The sequence below is a fragment of the Modestobacter sp. I12A-02662 genome, from assembly GCF_041028325.1.
Lineage (GTDB): Bacteria > Actinomycetota > Actinomycetes > Mycobacteriales > Geodermatophilaceae > Modestobacter.
On the sequence record NZ_JABGDE010000003.1, the window covers coordinates 374,379 to 392,988 of the forward strand.

At 77.5% G+C, this 18,610-nt stretch carries 19 protein-coding genes and 1 pseudogene; 15 read left to right on the top strand and 5 right to left on the bottom strand.

Features of this window, described 5'->3' with window-relative positions; translation table 11 throughout:
* The first annotated feature begins 19 nt into the window (after positions 1 to 19).
* The 3 genes from HL189_RS04610 to HL189_RS04620 all read left to right on the top strand — a co-directional run bounded on the left by HL189_RS04610 (position 20) and on the right by HL189_RS04620 (position 1,705).
* Positions 20 to 259 carry a hypothetical protein gene (locus tag HL189_RS04610; protein ID WP_369132527.1) on the top strand — a complete coding sequence of 80 codons (240 nt, stop codon included), beginning with the start codon at positions 20 to 22 and terminating at the stop codon, positions 257 to 259.
* Positions 260 to 344: 85 nt separating this feature from the next.
* Positions 345 to 1,424 carry a WD40/YVTN/BNR-like repeat-containing protein gene (locus HL189_RS04615; protein ID WP_369132528.1) on the top strand — a complete coding sequence of 360 codons (1,080 nt, stop codon included), beginning with the start codon at positions 345 to 347 and terminating at the stop codon, positions 1,422 to 1,424.
* Positions 1,421 to 1,705 carry a ubiquitin-like small modifier protein 1 gene (locus HL189_RS04620; RefSeq protein ID WP_369132529.1) on the top strand — a complete coding sequence of 95 codons (285 nt, stop codon included), beginning with the start codon at positions 1,421 to 1,423 and terminating at the stop codon, positions 1,703 to 1,705. The genes HL189_RS04615 and HL189_RS04620 overlap by 4 nt, the downstream gene beginning before the upstream one ends.
* A gap of 24 nt (positions 1,706 to 1,729) precedes the next feature.
* On the opposite strand, the gene HL189_RS04625 is transcribed toward HL189_RS04620, so the two are convergent.
* From HL189_RS04625 to HL189_RS04635, 3 genes are read right to left on the bottom strand one after another with little or no spacing between them, the layout of a single operon-like run.
* Entirely contained in the window at positions 1,730 to 2,539 is an 810-nt protein-coding gene (locus HL189_RS04625; protein ID WP_369132530.1) for an adenosylcobinamide-GDP ribazoletransferase, read from the bottom strand.
* Complete coding sequence (gene cobU / locus HL189_RS04630) at positions 2,536 to 3,060, bottom strand: bifunctional adenosylcobinamide kinase/adenosylcobinamide-phosphate guanylyltransferase (RefSeq protein ID WP_369132531.1); 525 nt, start codon at positions 3,058 to 3,060, stop codon at positions 2,536 to 2,538. Before cobU ends, HL189_RS04625 begins: the two co-directional genes overlap by 4 nt.
* A gap of 30 nt (positions 3,061 to 3,090) precedes the next feature.
* On the bottom strand, positions 3,091 to 3,699 hold the full coding sequence (locus tag HL189_RS04635; protein ID WP_369132532.1) for a histidine phosphatase family protein: 609 nt from the start codon (positions 3,697 to 3,699) through the stop codon (positions 3,091 to 3,093).
* A gap of 76 nt (positions 3,700 to 3,775) precedes the next feature.
* Here HL189_RS04635 and HL189_RS04640 point away from each other — a divergent pair, with 76 nt between their 5' ends.
* Positions 3,776 to 4,573, top strand: a complete 798-nt coding sequence (locus HL189_RS04640) for an oxidoreductase (protein WP_369132533.1) — start codon at positions 3,776 to 3,778, stop codon at positions 4,571 to 4,573.
* A 60-nt stretch (positions 4,574 to 4,633) separates the two neighbouring features.
* On the top strand, positions 4,634 to 5,623 hold the full coding sequence (locus HL189_RS04645) for an aldo/keto reductase (RefSeq protein ID WP_369132534.1): 990 nt from the start codon (positions 4,634 to 4,636) through the stop codon (positions 5,621 to 5,623).
* A gap of 38 nt (positions 5,624 to 5,661) precedes the next feature.
* Here the strand turns inward: HL189_RS04645 and HL189_RS04650 are convergent, their stop codons facing one another.
* Positions 5,662 to 6,507 carry an HAD family hydrolase gene (locus HL189_RS04650; RefSeq protein ID WP_369132535.1) on the bottom strand — a complete coding sequence of 282 codons (846 nt, stop codon included), beginning with the start codon at positions 6,505 to 6,507 and terminating at the stop codon, positions 5,662 to 5,664.
* Between the two features lie 125 nt (positions 6,508 to 6,632).
* On the opposite strand from HL189_RS04650, the gene ssd reads away from it, so the two are divergent.
* From ssd to HL189_RS04685, 7 genes and pseudogenes are all read left to right on the top strand, one after another.
* Positions 6,633 to 7,739: a septum site-determining protein Ssd gene (ssd, locus tag HL189_RS04655; RefSeq protein ID WP_369132536.1), complete on the top strand. Its 1,107-nt coding sequence runs from the start codon at positions 6,633 to 6,635 to the stop codon at positions 7,737 to 7,739.
* Complete coding sequence (locus tag HL189_RS04660; RefSeq protein WP_369132537.1) at positions 7,736 to 8,893, top strand: TadA family conjugal transfer-associated ATPase; 1,158 nt, start codon at positions 7,736 to 7,738, stop codon at positions 8,891 to 8,893. The genes ssd and HL189_RS04660 overlap by 4 nt, the downstream gene beginning before the upstream one ends.
* 101 nt (positions 8,894 to 8,994) lie before the next feature.
* Positions 8,995 to 9,672 carry a type II secretion system F family protein gene (locus HL189_RS04665; protein ID WP_369132538.1) on the top strand — a complete coding sequence of 226 codons (678 nt, stop codon included), beginning with the start codon at positions 8,995 to 8,997 and terminating at the stop codon, positions 9,670 to 9,672.
* Entirely contained in the window at positions 9,669 to 10,397 is a 729-nt protein-coding gene (locus HL189_RS04670) for a type II secretion system F family protein (RefSeq protein ID WP_369132539.1), read from the top strand. Before HL189_RS04665 ends, HL189_RS04670 begins: the two co-directional genes overlap by 4 nt.
* Before the next feature lie 144 nt (positions 10,398 to 10,541).
* Positions 10,542 to 10,787, top strand: a complete 246-nt coding sequence (locus HL189_RS04675) for a DUF4244 domain-containing protein (RefSeq protein WP_369132540.1) — start codon at positions 10,542 to 10,544, stop codon at positions 10,785 to 10,787.
* A 5-nt stretch (positions 10,788 to 10,792) separates the two neighbouring features.
* A complete protein-coding gene (locus HL189_RS04680; protein WP_369132541.1) occupies positions 10,793 to 11,173 on the top strand; it encodes a TadE family type IV pilus minor pilin in 381 nt (126 codons plus the stop codon).
* Positions 11,170 to 11,523 (top strand): annotated as a pseudogene (locus tag HL189_RS04685) (Rv3654c family TadE-like protein); the annotation flags it as partial. The gene HL189_RS04680 and the pseudogene HL189_RS04685, both read left to right, overlap by 4 nt.
* A 41-nt stretch (positions 11,524 to 11,564) precedes the next feature.
* Here the strand turns inward: HL189_RS04685 and HL189_RS04690 are convergent.
* Positions 11,565 to 14,132, bottom strand: a complete 2,568-nt coding sequence (locus HL189_RS04690; RefSeq protein WP_369132542.1) for a DEAD/DEAH box helicase — start codon at positions 14,130 to 14,132, stop codon at positions 11,565 to 11,567.
* A gap of 194 nt (positions 14,133 to 14,326) precedes the next feature.
* Between HL189_RS04690 and HL189_RS04695 the strand changes: the two genes are divergently transcribed.
* Genes HL189_RS04695 through HL189_RS04705 form a run of 3 tightly spaced genes read left to right on the top strand, consistent with a single transcriptional unit; the run spans position 14,327 to position 18,602 of the window.
* Positions 14,327 to 16,681 carry a sodium-translocating pyrophosphatase gene (locus HL189_RS04695; RefSeq protein ID WP_369132543.1) on the top strand — a complete coding sequence of 785 codons (2,355 nt, stop codon included), beginning with the start codon at positions 14,327 to 14,329 and terminating at the stop codon, positions 16,679 to 16,681.
* 53 nt (positions 16,682 to 16,734) lie between these two features.
* Positions 16,735 to 17,058 (top strand): hypothetical protein, encoded by a 324-nt coding sequence (locus tag HL189_RS04700; RefSeq protein ID WP_369132544.1) that lies wholly within the window; start codon positions 16,735 to 16,737, stop codon positions 17,056 to 17,058.
* Positions 17,055 to 18,602: an alpha/beta hydrolase gene (locus tag HL189_RS04705; RefSeq protein ID WP_369132545.1), complete on the top strand. Its 1,548-nt coding sequence runs from the start codon at positions 17,055 to 17,057 to the stop codon at positions 18,600 to 18,602. Before HL189_RS04700 ends, HL189_RS04705 begins: the two co-directional genes overlap by 4 nt.
* The last annotated feature ends 8 nt before the right edge of the window (positions 18,603 to 18,610 follow it).

Consider the following 18,610-nt stretch of genomic DNA (forward strand, 5'->3'; position numbering starts at 1 on the left):
GCCGGTGGACGCTCGGTCCATGGGCATCCTGAGCAGGCTGATGGGGACGGCGGAGGGCGCAGCGGCCCGCGGGGCGCGGACCGGCCGCGGCACGGGACGCACGCGGGGCGCGGGGGGCACGGGGCGCGGGCTGAGCCGGAGCACCGGCCGGAGCGCGGCCCGGGCCACCGGCCGTCGCTCGTCGGGGCGCGGCGCGGCGACGCCGGCCGCCGGCGGCGGGCTGGGCAAGCTGCTGGGGTCACTCACCGGTCGCCGCTGACCCCGGCGCGGAACGGCGGGCGGCTCCGGCCGCGGGGCCGGTCCTGCACCGATGAGTTCGTCGCACCCCGGTGGTCCCATGCTGCATGGACACCACACTGCTGGCGATCGGCACCCGCAAGGGGCTGTGGCTGGCGACCAGTGAGGACCGGCAGACCTGGTCGTTGTCGCAGCCGCACTTCCTGATGACCGAGGTGGCGGGGGTCGGCATCGACACCCGGGGCGGGCGCACGCGGGTGCTGGTCGGCGTGCGGTCGGAGCACTTCGGCCCGACCGTCGTCCACTCCGACGACCTGGGCGCGACCTGGACCGAGCCGGAGGGCGGCGCGATCCGGTTCCCGGCCGACACCGGGGCCGCGGTGGAGCGGATCTGGCAGCTGCGCCCGGACTCCGCCGACCGGCCGGGCGTGGTCTGGGCCGGCTGCGAGCCGATCTCCGTCTGGCGGTCCGAGGACGGCGGCGAGCACTTCGGGCTGTGCCGCGGGCTGTGGGACCACCCGCACCGCAGCGAGTGGGGCGCGGGGTACGGCGGCGCCGCCGCGCACACCGTCCTGCCCGGGCCGGGGTCCACCGTGCACGTGGCGATGAGCACCGGCGGCGTCTACCGGACGAGGGACGGCGGGACGTCGTGGGAGCCCCGCAACGCCGGGATCTCCGCGTACTTCCTGCCCGGCCCCGCGCCGGAGTTCGGGCAGTGCGTGCACAAGATCGCCCGCGACGCCGTCGTGCCGACCCGGCTGTACGCGCAGAACCACCACGGCGTGTACCGGTCCGACGACGACGGCGACAGCTGGACGTCGATCGCCGACGGGCTGCCGTCGGACTTCGGCTTCGTGATGCTCGCCCACCCCTCCCGCGCCGGGACGATCTGGGTGGTGCCGCTGGTGGCCGACGGCGAGCGGGTCCCGCCGGGCGGGCAGCTGGCCGTGCACCGCAGCGACGACGCGGGCGAGACCTGGCAGCGGCTGGACGGCGGGCTGCCGGACCACGAGTACAACGCCGTGCTCCGCGACGCCGCGGCCGTGGACACCGCGGACCCGGTGGGCGTGTACCTGGGCACCCGCGGGGGCGAGGTCTACGCCAGCGCCGACGAGGGCCGGACGTTCAGCACGGTCGCCTCCCACCTGCCGGACGTGCTGTGCGTGCGCGCGGCGGTGTTGCCGTGAGCGTGCGGGTGCTGCTGCCGCGGCTGCTGAGCGACTGCACCGGCGGCCGCACGACGGTGGACGTCGACCTGGCCGACCCGGCGACCGTGCGCGCCCTGCTGGACGCCCTGGCCACCGAGCACCCGGTGTTCGACCGGCGGGTGCGGGACGAGACCGGGGAGCTGCGCCGCCACGTGAACGTCTACGTGGACGGGGAGGAGGTCCGCCGGCTCGACGGCCTGGCCACGCCGGTGCCGCCGGGCGCGGAGGTGATGGTGGTGCAGTCGGTGGCGGGCGGCTGATCCGGCACTGCTCGACCCTGGTCGTCAGGCCAGCAACAGGGCGGCGACGAGCAGCGTGACGGCGGTGCTGACCTCGCCCATCGCGCCCATGACGTCGCCGTTCACCCCGCCGAGCCGCCGGGTGGCGCGGCTGTGGAGCGCCTCGGATGCGAGGAGTCCGAGCGCGACCGCAGCCGGCAGCGCCAGCGCCGGCCCGCCCCCGATGTCCCCGCCGCTCATGTCCCCGCCGCTCATCGACAGCCCGGCCGCCACGCTCCCGGCGAGCAGCAGGACCGCCGTGCCGGCCAGCCAGCGCCGGGAGACGCTGCCCGCGACGGCGCTGCCCAGCGACGACCCCTCGGCCACCGGCACCCCGGGCAGCCCGGTGCGGGCCATCGCCACCCGCGCGGCGACGGTGGCGACGATCAGCACCGGCCAACCGCCGTCGGTGGCCAGCAGCTGCGCCAGGCAGGCGACCTGGAGCAGCAGGGTGAGCACCAGGGTGACCACGCCGAAGGGCCCGACGTCCCCGGCCCGCATGACCTCCAGGGCGCGGTCCCGGCCGCGCAGCGGGCCCAGCCCGTCGGCGGTGTCGGCCAGACCGTCGAGGTGCAGGCCGCGGGTGAGCGCAGCGAGCACCGCGATGCCCAGCACGGCGCCGACCAGCGGGCTCGCGGCGCGGGCGGCCGCCCACGCGACGGCCGTCGCCACCGTGCCCAGCACCACCCCGACCAGCGGCGCCCACGGCAGGACGCCGCGCGCGGTCCGGGCCGCCGGCACCCGGGCCGTGGTCAGCCAGGCGAACGACTCGGCCGGCCCCGACCACCACCGTCGCCGGTCGAGCTCGTCCTTCACCGGAGCCGCTGGGGGAGTCCGGCCACCACGAACCACACCTCGTCGGACGTGGCGGCCAGCCGCTGGTTCACCGTGCCGAGGGTGTCGCGGAACAGCCGCCCCGCCCGGGTCTCCGGGACGACGCCCAGGCCGACCTCGTCGCTGACCGCGACCACGTGCGCCGGGGTCATCACCCAGTTGTCGACCAGCGCGTCGCACCGTCGCGCCAGCCGGTCGAGGGCTCCGGGGTCGGTCTCGTCCCACACCCCGGTCTCGTCCATGAGGGCGGCGATCCAGGTCGTGATGCTGTCGACCAGCACGCTGCCGCCGCGCACGAGCTCGGAGGGCGCGGTGCTCTCCAGCGTCGTCCACCCGGCCGGGCGGCGGGCCCGGTGCGCCGCGATCCGCGCCGTCCACTCGGCGTCCGCGGCGTCACGCCGCGAGGTCGCGAGGTAGACGACGTCGTCCCGCCCGGCGAGCAGCTGCTCCGCGTGAGCCGACTTGCCCGACCGCGACCCGCCGAGCACCAGCACCCGGCTCACCGCAGCACCCGGCTCACCGCAGCACCCGGCTCACCGCAGCACCCGGCTCACCGCAGCACCCGGCTCACCGCGGCACCCGGCCAGCTCCAGGACGGTCACCGTGCCGTTGTGCGGCGTCAACGCCGGCATCTCCGCCGGGGCCAGGCCGGCGGCCACCGCTTGCGCGGCCCGGATGGTGTCCCCGTGGGTCACCAGCGCGACCACTTCGGCCGGGGGGTCCGCGCGCAGCCCGTCGAGGAACGAGCCGATCCGGAGGTGCAGGTCGGCCAGGCTCTCCCCACCCTCGGCGGCCCAGTGCGGGTCGGTCCAGTCGACGACGTCCCAGAGCTCGCGGGAGGGGCGGCCCTCCAGCACGCCGTAGCCCTGCTCGCGCAGCGCGGGCGTCGTCCGCACCGGCAGCCCGGTCGCCGCCGCGCAGTGCTCGGCGGTCTGCAGCGCGCGTCGCAGGTCGCTGGAGAACAGGGCACCAGGGCCACGGCCCTGCTCGGCCAGCGCGGCCAGCTCCGCGGCCGCCTGGGCGGCCTGCCGGTGCCCGAGCTCGGTGAGCGGCACGTGGGCCGTCTGCCCCTGCATGCGGCCGGCGGCGTTCCACTCGCTCTGGCCGTGCCGGACGAGCAGCAGGGTCAACGGGGAGGCCATGGTCCCGGCAGCCTAGGCGCAACCGGAGGGCGGGCTCCCGCAGGTGCGCCGCCGTCGTCCTCGTACCGTCGCTGCCGTGACCATCCCGCTGCGCCCCGGCGCCGGCCGAGCCGCCCGGCCGGCTCCGCGCCCGACCGGACCGGGCCCGTTGGCCCCCCTGCTCGACCTGCCCGGCGTGGCCGACGCGGCCGAGGGCGCGCGGACGGCGGTCGACCGGCTCCTCGGGCACCGGGTGCTGCGCCGGGAGTCGGCCGGGGTCAGCGCCGAGTCCGCGTTGCGGGGCGCCCGGGCCTCGGCCGCATTGGAGGGCGTCGACGTGCCGCTCGCCGAGCTGCGTGCCGGGCAGGTCGGCGATCCGGTGGTGCAGGGCGCGCTGCGCGTCTCGGTGGGCCTCGGGTCCATGGTGGGGACGTGGGACCGGGCGCCGGGGCAGGTCCTCGCGCGGCTGCACGTGCTGGCGGCCGCCGACCTCGCCGCGCGGGACGACCTGGGGCGTCCATCCGGCGCGGCCGGACCGCGGCTGGGGGCACTGTTCTCGATCATCACCGGTGCGACCACCGTGCCCGCGGTGGTGCTGGCCGGCGTCGTCCACGGGGAGCTCGCGGCGCTCGCGCCCTTCGGCACGCAGGACGGTGTGGTGGCCCGGGCCGCGGGCCGGCTGGTCGGCATCACCCGGGGACTGGACCCGAAGGCGGTGTCGGTGCCCGAGGTCGGCTTCGTCGAGCTGGGCCGGCCAGCCTACGACGCCGCGCTGGAGGGCTACCGCTCGGGCGGGCCGGCTGGGCTGGCCGGCTGGCTGGTGCACTGCTGCCGCGCCGCGGAGCACGGAGCAGCGGAGGGCCTGGCCGTCTGCGAGAGCCTGCTGCGCGGCTGAGCTGAGTCGGCCGGTGTGCCCGGGTGCCGGGGGACTTCGGCGCGGGACCAGACTCCCGGCATGAGATTCCTCGAGGTCGACGGTCTGGGGCAGGTCAGCCGGGTCGGGCTGGGCACGTGGCAGTTCGGCTCCCGCGAGTGGGGCTACGGGCAGGGCTACGCCGAGGGGGCGGCCCGCGACATCGTGCGCCGTGCGCGCGAGCTCGGCGTCACGCTCTTCGACACCGCGGAGGTCTACGGGTTCGGCCGGAGCGAACGGATCCTGGGTGAGGCGCTGGGGCAGGACCGCGGGGACGTCGTCGTCGCCACCAAGGTCTTCCCGGTCGCGCCGTTCCCTGCGGTCGTGCGCCGGAGCCTGGAGGGCAGCGCCCGGCGGCTGCAGCTGCCGCGCATCCCGCTCTACCAGGTGCACCAGCCCAATCCCGTGGTGCCGGACTCGGTGACCATGCCCGGCCTGCGGGCGCTGCTGGACGAGGACCGCATCGGCGCCGTCGGCGTCTCCAACTACTCCCTGAGCCGCTGGCGGGACGCCGACGCGGCGCTCGGCCGCCCGGTCGTCAGCAACCAGGTCGACTTCTCCCTCGCCCACGCCGGACCGCTGGAGGAGCTCGTTCCGTTCGCCGCCCGGGAGGGCCGGCTGGTGATCGCCTACAGCCCGCTGGCCCAGGGACTGCTCGGCGGCCGCTACTCGGCCGACCACCGGCCGGGTGGGGTGCGGGCGGCGAACCCGTTGTTCGGAACGGAGAACCTGCGCCGGGTCGAGCCGCTGCTGGCCACCCTGCGGGAGGTGGCCGACGCGCACCGGGTACCGCCGGCGCAGGTCGCGCTGGCCTGGTTGATCGGCCAGCCGCAGGTGGTCGTCATCCCGGGAGCCTCCAGCGTCGAGCAGCTGGAGGCCAACGTGGCCGCCGCCGACCTGGAGCTCGCCGCCGACGAGCAGGCCGCGCTCACCGCGGCGGCGCGGGCGTTCACGCCGGTGTCCGCCGTCCGCACGATCGGCGACACGGTCCGCGAGCAGGTGGACCGGCTGCGCAGCCGGTTCACCGGCTGAGCCGCGTTCCCGCAGGACCGGGGTCGGCGGCGCGGGGCTCAGGCGCCCCGGCGCCGCCGGCGGCCGGACAACGGGACGACGGGGACGTCGACGACCGCGGGCAGCGGCCGCAGCGTCCTGCGGCGGGCGTACCAGGCCAGCCCGGCCACCGCCGCCCCCACGGCGGCGCTGGTGACCACCGGCGTCCGCGCGCCGCTGAAGCGCGCGCGCAACGACACCGGGCGGCTGAACGCGAGCACCGGCCAGCCGCGCTCGGTCGCCGCCTTGCGCAGCGCCCGGTCGGGGTTCACCGCCGTCGGGTGTCCGACGGCCTCGAGCATCGGCAGGTCGGTGACGGAGTCGCTGTAGGCGAAGCAGTCGGCGAGGTCCCAGCCGCGCTCGGCGGCGACCTCCCGCATCGCGACGGCCTTGTTCTCCCCGTAGGCGTAGAACTCGACCTCGCCGGTGTACCGGCCGTCCCGGGTCACCATCCGGGTGGCGACCACCCGGTCCGCGCCGAGCATCTCGCCGATCGGCCCCACCATCTCCGCGCCGCTGCTGGAGACGATGACGACCTCGCGGCCGGCCGCCCGGTGCGACTCGATCAGGTCCGCGGCCTCGGCGTAGACCAGCGGGTCGACGATGTCGTGCAGCGTCTCCCGGACGATGTCGTGCACCACGGCGACGTCCCAGCCGGTCGTCATCGCGGTGATCTGGCTGCGCATCCGCTCCATCTGCGCGGCGTCGGCGCCGGCCAGGGAGAAGACGAACTGGGCGTAGGCGCCCTTGAGCACCGCCCGTCGGTTGATCAGGCCACCCTGGAAGAACGGCCGACCGAAGGCCAGGGTGCTGGACTTCGCGATGACCGTCTTGTCGAGGTCGAAGAACGCCGCAGCGCGGGTCACGTCCCACACGGTAAGAGGATCGGCAGTGCGGGCGGTCGTGCGCACCGTCGTCCACACCCGGACGGGTCGTCCACAGATCGCCCCGCGGCCTGGCCGGCGCCGGTGGCGCGCGGTGCGCTGGTGCGGTGTCCGTCCCCACCTCCCGTGCACCGGCCGCCGCGTCGGTCACGCCACCGCGCCCCCTGGTCGTCAGCTCCGATGACGCCCTCCTCGACGACCTCTTGCGGCTGCTCGCCGCCGCCGGCGCCACCGCCGAGCTGACCTCCGGCAGCGGTGCGCTGCGGCGGGCGCACCGGGACGCCCCACTGGTGCTGCTGGGCGCCGACGTGCTGGCCCGGGCCCCGGTGCGCAGCCTGCCGCGGCGTCCCGGGGTACTGGTGACCGCCGTCGGCGAGCCGGGTACCGAGGTGTGGGCGGCGGCCGTCGAGGTCGGCGCCGAACGGGTGGTCGTCCTGCCGCGGGACGAGACGTGGCTCGTCGAGCGGGTCGCCGCGGCGGTCCGGGCACCGGCGCGGCCGGGATGGCTCGCCGTGGTCACCGGCGCCTGCGGCGGCGCCGGGGCGAGCACACTGGCGACGGCGCTGGCCCTCACCGCCCGTCCGGCCATGCCCGACGGGGTGCTGCTGGTCGACGGCGACGGGTGCGCCGCCGGGCTCGACCTGCTGCTGGGCGCCGAGCGTGCGCAGGGGGTGCGCTGGCCCGAGCTGTCCGGGCTCAGCGGCCGGGTCTCCGGAGCGGCGCTGCTCGCCGCGCTGCCCGAGGCCCACGGCGTCCCGGTGCTCTCGGCGTCGCGCGAGGTGGCGCACGAGGTCCCGCCGGAGGCGTTGCTCGCCGTGGCCACCGGAGCCCGGGAGAGCGGCTGCGGCGTCGTCGTCGACCTGCCCCGCAGCAGCGGTGCGGCGGAGGCGCTGCTCGCGGAGGCGGACCTCGCCGTGCTGCTGGTACCCGCCCGGTTGCGGGCCGCGGCCGCCGCCCGGGTCCTGCTGCACGGGGACCCGGCGCAGGCGGGGCCCTGGTCGGTGGCGCAGGTGGTCACCCGTCCGGTGCCCGGTGGGCTCTCCCGTGCTGAGGTCGCCGACGTGGTGGGCCGCCCGGTCCTGGCGGAGCTGGCCCCCGACCGGGCGGCGGTGGCCCGCAGCGAGCGCGGCGAGCCGCCCACGGTGTCCGCCCGGTCCCCGCTCGGTCAGGTCAGCCGCCGGCTCCTGGACCAGCTCCGCCGGACCGGCACGTGAGCCGGCAGCCGGCTCCCGAGCCGCTGGTCGAGCGCGTCCGGGCCCGGCTGGCCACTGGCCAGGGAGCGCCGACCCCGGCCGCGGTCGCGGCGCTGGTCCGGGAGGAGTCCGGTGGCCTGCTGGGTGACCGGGCGGTGCTGGCCGCGGTCCGCGCGGCCACCGACGAGCTGGCCGGCGCGGGCGTCCTCGAACCCCTCCTGCGCCGCCCCGGAGTGACCGACGTGCTCGTCAACGGCCCGGACTCGGTCTGGATCGACCGTGGGGCGGGGCTGGAGCAGGTCGACGTCCGGTTCCCCGACGAGGCCGCGGTCCGCCGGCTCGCCGTCCGGCTCGCCGCCGCGGCCGGCCGGCGGCTGGACGACGCCGCCCCGTGGGTCGACGCCGGCCTGCCCGACGGCACCCGCCTGCACGCCGTCCTGCCCCCGGTGTCGGCGTCGGGCGCCGCGCTGTCCCTCCGCGTGCTCCGGCGGGCCGCGCTGTCCTTCTCCGACCTGGCCGACCGGGGCGCGCTGCCCGGCGCTGCGGCCGAGCTGCTCGCCGCCCTGGTGCGACGCCGGCTGGCCTTCCTGGTCACCGGGGGCACCGGCACCGGCAAGACCACCGTCCTCTCCGCGCTGCTCGGCCTGGTCGGCCCGGGGGAGCGGCTGCTGCTGTGCGAGGACGCCCCCGAACTCGCGCCGGAGCACCCGCACGTCGTCCGGCTGCTCACCCGGCCGCCCAACGTGGAAGGAGCCGGCGCGGTGGTGCTGCGGGACCTCGTCCGCCAGGCGCTGCGGATGCGCCCGGACCGGCTGGTCGTGGGCGAGGTCCGGGGCGCAGAGGTGGTCGACCTGCTGGCCGCGCTCAACACCGGGCACGACGGCGGCTGCGGCACCGTCCACGTCAACCGGGCCGCGGACCTGCCCGCTCGGCTGGAGGCGCTGGGCGGCGCCGCGGGGCTGGGCCGGGCCGCGGTGCACAGCCAGGCCGCCGCCGCGCTGGCCGTCGTCGTGCACCTGCGCCGGGGCGCCGCCGGCCGGCACGTCGCCGAGCTGGGGGTGGTCCGCCGCACCGGTGACCTGGTCGAGGTCGTCGCCGGCTGGCGCGCCGACGGCGGTCCCTGCCCGGCCCGGGCCGAGCTCGCCGCGCTGCTGGACTGCCGGGTGCCCGGATGAGCACGGCCCTGCTCTGCGTGGCGGCGGCGCTGGCGGTGTGGCCGGCCCGGTCGAGGCGGCCGTCGTCACCCCGAGCACGCCGGTGGCCGCTCCGACCGGCCGTGCGTCGTGCCGCGAGCGGCCCGCTGCTGCTCGCTGCCGGAGCCGGCGGGGTGGCGGCCGTGGTGGCGACGCCCGTGGTCGGCGCGCTGGCCGCAGTCTGCGCGGCGGCGGCCGGGCTGGTGCTGCGGCGTCGCGCGGCGGCGTCCGCGGCGCGGAGCCGGAGCAGGGCACTGGTCGAGGCGCTGGGTGTCCTGGCCGCCGAGGTGCGCGCGGGGCGCCCGCTGGCCGAGGCGACCGGCGCGGCCGTCGACGGCTGCCCCGACCCGGCGACGGCCCGGGAGCTCACGCCGGCGCTCCGGCTCGGCGAGCCCCCGCCCGGCGTGCCCGGTGACGAGGCTGGCCGGGCGCTGGTCCGGGTGGCCGCGGCCGTCCGGCTCAGCGGCACCACCGGCTGCTCGCTCGCGGGAGTGGTGACCGCCGTCGAGGACGACCTGCGGGCCCGGCTGCACGCCGAGGACGAGCTGCGCTCGGCGGTCGCCGGCCCCCGCGCCAGTGCGGCCGTGCTCGCCGCGTTGCCGGTGCTCGGGCTGCTGATGGGCGGCGGGGTGGGCGCCGATCCGTGGCGGGTGCTCACCACCACCCTGCCCGGCACGCTGCTGCTGGTCGCAGGCGTCCTGCTCGAGCTGACCGGCCTGGCGTGGACCGCCCGGCTCGTCCGCCGCGCGGTCGACCGGTGACCGCGCCGGCACTGCTGGCGCTGGCTGGTGCGCTGCTGCTGTGGGTCCCGCCCGGGGCGGCGCGGCACCAGCGCCTGGCCTCGCTGCTGCCCCGCCCGCCGCGGGGGGACCCGGTGCCGGCGGATCGTCCTCCACCACCGGGACCGCGCCGGCGGTGGTCCCTGGCCGGGATGGCGGGGCTCGCGCTGTTCGGCCTGCTCGACGCCGGACCGGCCGCCGCGGTGCTGGCCGCAGGCGTCGTCGTCGGCGTCGAGCGGCTCCTGCGCCGCACCGGGGCGGCGCCCGACACCGGTGCGCGGCTGCACCGGGACCTGCCCGTGGCCTGCGACCTGCTGGCCGTGTGCCTGGCCGCGGGCACCCCGGTGGGCGCCGCCCTCACGGTGGTGGCCGATGCGGTGGCCGGTCCGCTCGGCGACCACCTGGTCCGCGTCGGCGGGCTGTACGGACTGGGGGCGTCGCCGCGGCGCGCCTGGGCGGGGACGCCGCCGCCGGCCGACGCCCTCGCCCGCGCGCTGGTGCGCGCCGGGGAGTCCGGCTCCGCGGTCGTGCCCGCGCTGCAGCGGCTCGCCGCGGACCTGCGCGCCACCGACCGCAGCCGCACCGAGGCGGCCGTGCGCAGCGCCGGGGTGTGGGTGCTGGCGCCGCTCGGGCTGTGCTTCCTCCCGGCCTTCCTCTGCCTCGGCGTCGTCCCGCTCGTCCTGGGCATCGCCGCCGACGTCTTCTGAGCACACGCGGACCCTCGCCGCCCCGGGTCGTCCACAGCGGGCGGCCCTCTCCACATCCTGGTCCGCGACGGCGCCGGTGGCCGGGGGCAGCGGGAAGGTCGAGGTGGCGGGCCGGTCGGCGGCCCGATGGACGAGGAGGGCCTCATGACCGGAGCGGGACGGAACGGCGGCAGCGGCCGCGCAGCGGAGCCGCGCGGGTGGCGACGGGCCGTGGCACGTCGCTGGTCGGCGGCGGGCGACGGCGAGGAGGGGATGAGCACCGCGGAGTACGCCGTCGGGACGGTCGCCGCCTGCGCCTTCGCCGCGGTCCTCTACCAGGTGGTCACCGGCGGCTCGGTGGTCGCCGCGCTCGGCGACCTCGTCCAGTCCGCGCTGACCACGCTGTCCTGACCGCCGTGCGCGCCCACCCCGCCGCCGACCGGGAGGCCGGCATGGTCACCGCCGAGACGGCGGTGGTGCTGCCCGTCCTCCTGGTGGTGCTGGCCGCGGCCGTCGCGGCGGTGGTCGTCGTGGGCGCCCAGCTGCGGTGCGTCGACGCGGCGCGGGAGGGCACCCGCGCCGCCGCGCGCGGGGAACCGGTGGCCGTGGTGCACGAGCTGGCCGGCCGAGCCGCCCCGGCCGGCGCGGAGGCACGGCTGACCACCGACGGCGACCGGGTCACCGTCACCGTGACCGCCGCGGTCTCGCCGTTGGAACCGCTGCCGTGGCACGTCGAGGTGTCGGCCAGCGCGACGGGGCTGCGCGAGCCCGGCACGGGCGACGGGACGACGTCGTGAGCCGTCCGCCGGAGCCGCCTGGCCGGAACGGCGAGCAGGGCTCGGCGACGGTGTGGCTGCTCGCCCTCGCGGGCCTCCTGGCTGCCGTCGGGGTCGCGGCGGTGCTCGTCGGCGCGGCGGTGGTCGCACGGCACCGGGCCACCACCGCGGCGGATCTCGCCGCCCTTGCCGCTGCCGGGCGGGCCGTGCTGGGCGACCCCGGGGCGTGCACGGTCGCGGAGGAGGTGGCGGGCGCGAACGGAGCGGCGGTCGAGTCCTGCGCGGTCGGCGAGGGAACCGTCGTCGAGGTGCACGTGGCCGTGCCGGTCCGGCTCGGCCCGCTGGGTGTCCTGCAGGCCCGGGCGCGTGCCCGGGCGGGGCCGGTGCCGCCCGGGGCCCCGCAGTGCCGGCCTCAGAAGACGATGTCGTCCGAGCGGTCGTCCCCGGGGCCGGGCTCCGGCGCGGCGGGCCGGGTCGGCGGAGCGGCGCCCCGGGTCGGGGCGGTGCGGCGGGCCGAGCGGCCGTGCCGGGGCGGGTCCCCGGGACGCCGGCTCCCGACCTCGGGGACGTCGGGGCCGCCGGTCCCCGCGCGGTCACCTTCGGTGGAGCCCCCGACCGGGTCCGGCTGCGGGGCGGCGGCGAGCTCGTCGAGCACCACGTCCAGCACCCGCACCGCACCGGCCTTGTCCAGCGGCTCGTTGCCGTTGCCGCACTTGGGCGACTGCACGCACGACGGGCAGCCGGACTCGCACTCGCACGTGGCCACCGTGGCCCGGGTCGCCTGCAGCCACTCCTGCAGCACCGCGAAACCGCGCTCGGCGAAGCCCGCGCCACCGGGGTGACCGTCGTACACGACGATCGTCGCGGCACCGGTGTCCGGGTGCAGCGCGGTGGAGACACCGCCGAGGTCCCACCGGTCGCAGGTGGACAGCAGCGGCAGGATCCCGATCGAGGCGTGCTCGGCGGCGTGCAGCGATCCGGGGAGCGCGGCGTCGTCCACCTCGGCGCGGGCCACCGCCCGGTCGTCCAGGGTCAGCCACACCGCGCGCGTGCGCAGCTGCCGGGGTGGCAGGTCCAGCGGGAACTCGGCCAGCACCTCGCCGGTCCCCAGCCGCCGCCTCTGGTAGGCCACCACCTGGTTGGTCACGTCGACGACGCCGGTGTGCGCGGTGACGGTCCCCAGCGGCCGGGTGCGCTCGATGGAGACGATCGAGATGTCCACCGTGTCCCGGGCGACCGTCGTCCACTCCGGGCTCTCCGGGTGCACCACCGCGCAGGCCTCCTCGACGTCGAACTCGTCGACGACGTAGGTCTCGCCGCGGTGCACGTACAGCGCGCCGTCGTGCACGGTCGCGTGCGCGGAGTCGCCGTCGACGGTGCCCAGCAGCCGGCCGGTGGCTCCCTCGATGATCGCCACCGGTGCCTCGCCGCTCCCCCGGATGTCCACGTCCGGCCGGCCCCGCCCCGCCCAGTACCAGCCGGTCGGGCGGGCACGGAGCTCCCCGGAGGCCACCAGCTCGGCGATCTGCGCCTCGGCGACCGGGCCGCCGAAGTCGGCCAGCTCCTCGGCGCGCAGGGGCAGCTCCGCCGCGGCGCAGCACAGCTGGGGACCGAGGACGTAGGGGTTCGTCGGGTCGGTCACGGTGGCCTCGACCGGGCGGCCGAACACCGCGCGCGGGTGGTGCGCCAGGTAGTGGTCCAGCGGGTCGTCGCGGGCGACGAACACCACGAGCGACTCCCGCTGCGCCCGCCCGGCGCGGCCGGCCTGCTGCCACATCGACGCGAGGGTCCCGGGGTACCCGGCGAGAACGACGGCGTCCAGGCCGGCGATGTCGATGCCGAGCTCGAGGGCGTTGGTCGTCGCGACGCCCAGCAGGTCACCGGCCGACAGCGCGCGCTCCAGCTCGCGCCGCTCCTCGGGCAGGTAGCCGCCGCGGTAGGAGTCCACCCGGGCGGCCAGGTCGGCGCGTCCCCGCGACCGCAGGACGGCCCGGGCCTGCTCGGCCACCGACTCCGCTCCGCGGCGGGACCGCACGAACGCCAGCGTTCGGGCGTGCTGCTCGACGAGGTCGGCGAGCAGCCCCGCGGCGTCCGAGGCGGCGGACCGCCGCAGCGGAGCGCCGTGCTCGCCGGTCCGCTCGGTCAGCGGCGGCTCCCAGAGCGCGAAGGTGGCCCCCGGGCGCGGGGAGCCGTCCTCCGTGACCGCCTGCACGGGCGCGCCGACCAGCCGGCTCGCGGCACCGGCGGGGTCGGCCACGGTGGCCGAGGCGAGCACGAACACCGGCTCGGCGCCGTAGCGGCGGCAGACCCGCCGCAGCCGGCGCAGCACGTGGCCCACGTGCGAGCCGAAGACGCCCCGGTAGGCGTGGCACTCGTCGATGACGACGTAGGCCACCCGGCGCAGCGTGCTCGCCCACCTCTGGTGGGAGGGCAGGATCCCCCGGTGGAGCATGTCCGGGTTGGTCACGATCCAGCGGGAGTGCCGCCGCACCCACTCCCGCTCCTCGGCCGGGGTGTCGCCGTCGTAGGCGGCCGGCCGCACCGAGGGGTCGGCCAGCGCCGACACCGAGGCCAGCTGGTCGCGGGCCAGGGCCTTGGTCGGCGCGAGGTAGAGCACGCAGGCGCGGGGGTCCTCGGTCAGCGCGGTCAGCGCGGGCAGCTGGTAGGCCAGCGACTTCCCCGACGCGGTGCCGGTCGCGACGACGACGTGCATGCCGCTGCGGGCCAGCTCGGCCGCAGTCACCTGGTGACCGAACGGAGTCAGCACGCCGCGCTCGGCCAGGCGGGAGCGCAGCCCCGCCGGGACCCAGTCGGGCCAGTCGGCCGGCCGGCTCGGTCGTGCAGCCAGATGGTGGACGTGGGTGATCGGGTCCTCATCCGGGTCCGCGTGCGCCAGGAGTGCCTCGAGCAGGTCGGCGCCCGGGAGCGGGTCACCCGCCGGTGCTCCGGCCGCCGCTCGGGCGGTGGGCAGGGACGTCACCCCACCACTGTCACACCGCGTGGCAAGCCGGTCACCACGGCACCGGTGGCGATGACAGGAAGTGTGAACGGGATCACAGCAGGCACTGGTGCGCGGGCCGGTCCTACGGCACAGTGCCACCCACGCCGGGTCCACCCCGCCGCAGTCGGGGCAGGGGCTCGGCGCGTGCGCGCCCACCTCGCAGCGGAGGACCCATGCCGGACACCGATCTCTCCGGAGGGGACCTGGCCCTCGTGGCCGTCGTCCTCCTCATCTCGCTCGCCGCCCTCGCCTTCGCCGCCTGGCTGGTCCGTGCCGTCCTCGCGGCCGACCAGGGGACGACGTCGATGCAGGAGATCGCGCGGGCGGTCCAGGAGGGAGCAGGTGCCTACCTCAGACGGCAGTTCCGCACGTTGGCGGTCTTCGCCGTCGTCGTGTTCCTGCTCCTCCTGCTCCTGCCGGTGACCGACGGCGGGTTCGGCACCCGCCTCGGGCGCGCGGTGTTCTTCCTGGTCGGCGCCAGCTTCTCCGCCTCGGTCGGGTTCATCGGGATGACGCTGGCGACCCGCGGGAACGTCCGGGTCGCCGCCGCGGCGGCCGCCGGCGGGCACCGGCCCGCCTTCCGGATCGCGTTCCGCACCGGCGGCGTGGTCGGGATGATCACCGTGGGGCTCGGCCTCTTCGGCGCCGCGCTCGCGCTGCTGCTGTTCCGGGACACCGCGCCGATCGTCCTGGAGGGATTCGGCTTCGGCGGCGCCCTGCTGGCCATGTTCATGCGCGTGGGCGGCGGCATCTTCACCAAGGCCGCCGACGTGGGCGCCGACCTCGTGGGCAAGGTCGAGGCCGGCATCCCCGAGGACGACCCCCGCAACGCCGCCACGATCGCCGACAACGTGGGCGACAACGTGGGCGACTGCGCCGGGATGGCCGCCGACCTGTTCGAGTCCTACGCGGTCACGCTGGTCGCGGCGCTGATCCTCGGCCAGGTCTTCTTCGGCGCGGTCGGCATGGTCTTCCCGCTGGTCGTCGCAGCGATCGGGGTGATCTCCTCGGTCGTCGGCATCCTGGCCAGCAACCCCGGCTCCAACGACCGGTCGTGGATGGCGCCGATCAACCGGGGCTTCTTCGCCTCGGCGGTGGTGTCCCTGGTGCTCGTCGCCGCGGCGGCGTTCACCATCCTCCCGGCGGTCTCCGACGGCCTCGACGCGTCGGTCAGCCCCCAGGTGCTCGGGTTCGTCTCGGTGTTCGTCGGCATCCTGCTGGCGGCCGCGATCCAGCAGCTCACCGGCTACTTCACCGAGACGGCGCGGCGGCCGGTCCGGGACGTCGGCCGCAGCTCGCTGACCGGCCCGGCCACCGTGATCCTCTCCGGGATCTCCCTCGGCCTGGAGTCGGCGGTCTACGCCGCGCTGCTGATCGGCGCCGCCGTGTACGGCGCCTTCCTCATCGGCGGCGCCGCCGCGCTGTACGCGGTCGCCCTCGCCGGGTGCGGGCTGCTCACCACTGCTGGCGTGATCGTCGCCATGGACACCTTCGGCCCGGTCAGCGACAACGCGCAGGGCATCGCGGAGATGTCCGGGGACATCGACGCCGAGGGCGCTCAGGTGCTCACCGACCTCGACGCCGTCGGCAACACCACCAAGGCGATCACCAAGGGCATCGCGATCGCCACCGCGGTCCTCGCCGCCACGGCGCTGTTCGGCTCCTACAACGCCAGCATCGTCGACGCCCTGGACGACGCCGGGGCCACGCTCGGGGACGCCTTCACCCTCGTCTCGCCGAACAACGTGGTCGGCGCCGTCATCGGTGCGGCCGTCGTCTTCCTGTTCAGCGGCCTGGCGATCAACGCCGTCTCGCGGGCCGCCGGCCGGGTGGTCTTCGAGGTCCGGGAACAGTTCCGGTCCCACCCGGGGATCATGGACTTCACCGAGCGCCCCGACTACAGCCGCGTGGTGGACATCTGCACCCGCGACTCGCTGCGCGAGCTGGCCACGCCGGGTCTGCTGGCCGTCCTGGCGCCGGTCGCGGTCGGCTTCGGGCTCGGGTTCGGTCCGCTGGCCGCCTACCTGGTGGGCGCGATCGCGACCGGCACGCTGATGGCGGTGTTCCTCGCCAACTCCGGTGGTGCCTGGGACAACGCCAAGAAGATGGTCGAGGACGGCGCCTACGGCGGGAAGGGCAGCGAGGCGCACGCGGCCACCGTCATCGGCGACACGGTCGGTGACCCGTTCAAGGACACCGCCGGCCCGGCCATCAACCCGCTGCTCAAGGTCATGAACCTCGTGGCCCTGCTCATCGCGCCGGCGGTGGTCGGGCTGTCCGTCGGGGACAGCGAGAACACCACGGTGCGCGTGCTCATCGCGCTGGGTGCGACGCTGGTCATCGTCGCCGCGGTCGTGGTCAGCAAGCGCCGGTCGACCGTCGTCGGCGGGGACGACGACACGACGGCGGGCGCGTTGACCGCCGCTCCGCCCCCGCGCCCGGCCGAGGAGGCGCCCGACGCCACCACCCTGTGGACGGGGTCGGCCGGTGTGGACGGCGAGCGGCCGCAGGTCCGCCCGTCTCCCTAGCGTCGCCGCGTCGGTCCCGCCCGGGGGCCGCTGCCGCGCGACGGAGGCCCCGCGTGTCCCACCTGATCTCGGTCCAGCTCGACGCCCTGCGGGTCCTGCTGGAAGACCTGGTCGCTCTCGGTGCCGAGCTGCAGGAGGAAGCCGATTGGACCGCGGCCTGCCGGGCCTCACCGGGCACGGCGCTGCCGGGCCCGGTCGGCGACGCGGCGGGGACGGTGGTCGCCGGGTGGACCGACGTCCTGGCGGCGCTCGCCGCGCGCTGCCTGGCCGTGGCGGCCACCCTGGACGCCGCGCTGTCGGCCTACCGGGCCGCCGACGAGGGCCTGGGTGACCAGCTGTCCCGGGCCTGGGTGCCCGGCGTGGCGGTGCCCCGGTGACCGCGCCCGAGCAGGTGGCCGGCTGGGACGTCGACCTGCTGCGGGCCACGGTCGGTGCGCGCGCCGGGACCCCGGACCGGGTGACCGGCTGGCGGGTGCGGGTGGAGGCGGTGGGCCGGCGGCTGGGTGGTGCCGAGTGCTGGTCGGGGCCGGCCGGTGAGGTGGCGGCCGAGGCGGTCGTCGAGCTGGCCACGGTCGCCGCCCGCGCATCCGCGGCGCTGAGCGCGTCCCTCGAGAGCCTGCAGGTGCTCACCCGCGAGGCCGCTGTCGCGCAGGAGGAGGCCGCCCGGGCGCTCGCGGTGGCCGCTGCCGCGGGCCTCGTCTGGGACGAGCACGGCCGGGCCGCCGGGCTCCCGGTGGCACCGGTCAGCAGCATGGCGCCCGACCAGTTGGGGGAGGTGCTGGCGCGACGGGTGGCCGCGGAGCGCGCAGCCGCCTTCGCAAACGCGTTCGCCGAGGACGCGGCGGCGGCCGGCGCGCGGGCGCTGCAGGCAGCGGAGGCCGCGGGGGAGCCGCTGGCCGGGGTCCGGGTCCCGGTGGGCACGGCGCCGACCTTCGCCGCGCTGGCCGCCCGGTGGGCGCCGCCGGGCCCGGTGCAGCCCCCCGCGGTCCCCGCCGTCGACCCGCGGGCCGCCGCCTCCTGGTGGTCGGCCCTCTCCGCCGCCGACCAGCTCGCGGCGGTGCGCGGTTCCCCGGCGGAGGTCGGCGCGCTCGACGGTCTGCCGGCCTGGGCCCGCGATCAGGCCAACCGGCTGGTCCTCGCCGAGGCGCTGCGCCGGCTGCCGGAGGGCTCCGCGGAGCACGCCACGGCCGTCGCGGTCGCCGGCCGGCTGGCGGCCCTGGAGGACGACGGCCGGCCCGGCCAGCTGCTGCAGTTCGACCCCGCCGGAGACCGCGTTGCCGTGGCGGTCGGCGACCTGGACACCGCCGACGCGGTCGCCGTCCTGGTGCCCGGCATCCTGACCACCGCCGAGGACGACCTGGACGACGTCCTCGTCGACGCGCTGGCCGTGGCCGCGGCGGCCGGCGCCGGGCCGGCGGTCGCCGCGGTCGCCTGGCTGGGCTACCGGACCCCGCGCGTCCCGAGCATGGCCTCTCCCCAGCTGGCCCGGCGTGGGGGCGTGGACCTGGACCGGGCGCTGGACGGGCTGGCCGCCGCCCGCGGCACGCCGGGCACGCCACCCCGGCCGCGCACCACGGTGGTCGCGCACAGCTACGGCACCGTGGTCACCGGTGAGGCGGTGCAGGCCCCCGGACGGATCGCCGCCGACGCGCTGGTCCTGCTCGGCAGCCCGGGGCTGACCGGGGGAGCGGCGGAGGACCTGGAGGCTGGCGAGGTGCACGGCGCCTGGTCCGTCGCCGATCCGGTGTCCTGGGTCCAGTGGTTCGGCGACAGCCCGATGGACCAGTCGTTCGGCGACGCGCCGCTGCCGACCGAGCTCACCCAGGGCCACGTCGAGTACCTGGACCCGGACCGGCCGACGCTGGCCGCGATCGGCGAGGTCGTGGCGGGGACACGGCGGCCCGGGGAGGAGCCCGGGTGAGGCCGGGA